The sequence below is a fragment of the Phenylobacterium sp. genome (genome assembly GCF_046590535.1).
In the GTDB taxonomy this organism is placed as follows: domain Bacteria; phylum Pseudomonadota; class Alphaproteobacteria; order Caulobacterales; family Caulobacteraceae; genus Phenylobacterium.
In genome coordinates this window covers 1-3,032 of record NZ_JBKJTG010000138.1, presented here as the reverse complement: position 1 = coordinate 3,032, position 3,032 = coordinate 1, and the positions used below count along the sequence as shown (strand labels likewise).

General features: G+C 65.7%; 2 protein-coding genes and 1 pseudogene. 2 read left to right on the top strand and 1 reads right to left on the bottom strand.

Features of this window, described 5'->3' with window-relative positions:
- A partial coding sequence (locus ACLL81_RS08500; protein WP_411287914.1) for a hypothetical protein occupies window positions 1–67 on the bottom strand: 67 nt, incomplete at its 3' end.
- Between the two features lie 6 nt (window positions 68–73).
- On the opposite strand from ACLL81_RS08500, the pseudogene ACLL81_RS08495 reads away from it, so the two are divergent.
- A pseudogene (locus ACLL81_RS08495) lies at window positions 74–346 on the top strand (alanine dehydrogenase); the annotation flags it as partial.
- A 297-nt stretch (window positions 347–643) separates the two neighbouring features.
- Entirely contained in the window at window positions 644–2,590 is a 1,947-nt protein-coding gene (locus ACLL81_RS08490) for a TIR domain-containing protein (protein ID WP_411287913.1), read from the top strand.
- Window positions 2,591–3,032 lie beyond the last annotated feature (442 nt).

The following is a 3,032-nucleotide window of genomic DNA, read 5'->3' as shown; positions in this document are numbered from 1 at the left end:
CCAGGCCGAAGGGCAGGGTCGCGTTGCCGAGGGCCTCGGATGAGGTGCGCGGCGCGGCGCCGGGCATGTTGGCCACGCAGTAGTGCACCACACCGTCGACGGCGTGGTCCACTACTGCGTGGCCAACATGCCCGGCGCGGCGCCGCGCACCTCGTCCGACGCCCTGGTCCACGCCACCCTGGGCTTTGGCCTGCAGCTCGCCGACCGCGGCCTGGATGCGCTCAAGCGCAACAAGCACCTGGCCCGCGGCCTCAACACCCTGACGGGCGACGTCACCCACCCCGCTGTCGCCGAGGCCCTCGGCAAGCCCTTCGTCGACCCCTACCAGGCCTGGGTGGGGCGTTAGGGCCGCGGCCTTCAACCCGCTCAGTCAGCGGCCTGTGCGGGGACTTGAGCCTAGGTTACGCCGCGGTCATCGGCAGCAGAAGAATGAGCGTAAGCAACTCTGGCAGCCATCGGGGCGAATACCGGAATGCAGGAAGCTGCTATTTTCAATGAGCGGTTCCAGCGCGCGGGGATATCGCTCCCGTGAGGTACGAATCGGTCGGGGGCGTCAAGAGTCGACTCTGACCCCGTTTGTTAGGCTTCTCGACGTTACAGCCAAGCTCGTGTAGCCGTTGCGTCTTCCCGATGGGACGGAACTGTGCCCGACGTCTTCCTTTCCTACAGTCACAACGATCGCGCCGCCGTGCAGCGGTTTGCTGTGGGGCTGGAAGCTCAGGGGCTCGATGTCTGGTGGGACAATGCCCTTAGGTCTGGCGAGGCCTTTGACGAGAAGATCGAGCAGGCGCTGCGCGAGTCCAAGGCCGTCGTCGTCCTCTGGTCGAACACGTCTGTGGTCTCCCGCTGGGTCCGCGCTGAGGCGACGCTGGCCGATCGCAAGGGCACGCTGGTTCCGGTGATGCTGGAGGCCTGCGAGCGGCCGATCATGTTCGAGCTGACCCACACGGTGGACCTTTCGCAATGGCGAGGCGATGTCCGGGACGGTGCCTGGCTCGGTTTCATCGGCGAGGTGCAGCGGTTTGTGGGGACAGAGCCCGGGCCCAGTCCGCACCCTGTCCCCTCAGCGCACGGCTTCACCGCCCTTCCACGGGAGCGCGAGCGGATGCTGGCCGTGTTGCCCTTCGACAATCTCTCAAGCGACGAGGAGATGCAGTTCTTCTCTGACGGGGTGAGCGATGAGATCATGGGGCGCATCACCCGCGGCTCAAAGCTCAAGGTGATTGGCCGAACATCCAGCTTTCAGTTCCGGGGCGCCAGCAAGGCTCAGGCGGCCGCCGCCCTCAACGCCACCCACGTACTCGACGGCTCTATTCGCCGGTCCGGCGGGCGGGTGAGGGTGACCGCCCAGCTGGTCGAGGCCACTACCCAGGTGACGCTTTGGACAGACCGTTACGACCGCGGCCTGGAAGACATCTTTGCTGTGCAGGACGAGATTTCCGAAGCGATCGCCGAGGCCCTGGACCTGGCGTTCTTTCCGCCCGAGACGAGGCCCATCGATCCGGCAGACTACGATCTCTACCTGCGCGGAAAGGACTTTGTCGTCCACACCGAGGGCCTCGACCGCTGCATCGCCCTGCTGAAACCCGTGACCGAGCGCGCGCCGGGTTTCGCGGATGCCTGGGGCTCGCTGGCCTATTCGGGGGCGCTGCTGCGAATGCAGCTTCCCTACGCCGATCGGCCGGAGCTGTCGGAGGCCGTCGCCGGTCAGATCGCCCAGTGTCGCGCTCTCGATCCAGAAAACCCCCGGGCCGCGGTCGCCCAATGGATGCTGCTGGATCCCTACGGGGATTTTCTGCGACTTGAGCGCGCCGCCAAAGACATGGCGAAGTTCGGGGCCAATGACGTTGATGCCCAGTTCTCGCTGAACTGGCACGCTGAGAATGTAGGTCGCGTACGCGACGCTGCGGCGCACGGACGGCGCTGCATGGAGGTCGATTCCCTGAACTGGCTGGCAGGAACCGCTTGCGGGCAGACCCTTTGGCGCTGTGGCCAGTACAGCGAAGGGCGGGACATGCTGCAACAGACGCTCGCGCGGAGGCCGGAGGATCACCACACCGCCGCCGCGCTGCTGGTCGCCTACATGCATGCGGAGGATTGGGACGCTGCAGCAGCGCTCACGGATCCCAAGCGGCTGGCGCGCAATCCGCTGCGGGAGTACAGCGGCCTGCTCCGCCTCGTGGCCACCATGCGCAATCGGACGCCTGAGAACTGTGCGGACCTGATCGGGTCCTTTCGTCGACGGCTCGACCAGACTGGTCACATGGATACGACGCCGGCAGTCTGGGTGGCGCACCTGGGGTTTGTGGATGAGGCTTACGACATGCTTGAGCGCGCACGCCTGGGCCCGGCCGGCGGGTCTCACGATGTGGTGGGCCTGACCGCCTACCGCCCGCACTTGCTGTTTCCGGTCGCCTATCCCGAACTGCGTGCGGACCCCCGCTTCGTGAAGCTCTGCGCGCGGCTCGGCCTCGTCGAATATTGGCTGGAAACTCAAAACTGGCCCGACTGTGTCGATGAGGTTCCGTACGATCTCAAGGCCGAGAGCGAGGCGTACCGGGACTATACGAAGGACAGGTTCGGGGCCTGAACGGCCGGAGGCTCACCTCGTCACCGACGAACAGCGGTCAAACGGCGCCGCCCTGAAGAAGGTCGGTGCAGCCGATCTTCAGGACACAAGACGCTGGAAGAACAATCGGGCCTAGAACAGCCAAATGCCTTTTTGACGACGAGAGCTGACGATGAACCGCGTCAATCACTTCAGCCAGAAAAGCCGGCTCATCAGCCGAAACCTCTACCGTGAACGACGCGCAGCCGCGCTGGCGCCGCGCCGGCGCGGTGCAGCAAGCGAAGGTCGGCTCTACGCCCCGAGCGGCGGGGCAAGCGACGTTAGAGCTGACAATGCCCTCGCCACGCCCAGGCCTCAGCCTGGAATCGTCAGGCGCCGACCTTCGGCCAGCAGGCGCCACGCTGCAACATCGCCCAGCATGACGTCGGCCGCTCGCCTTGTGAATTCCTGTAGTGCTGCCGCG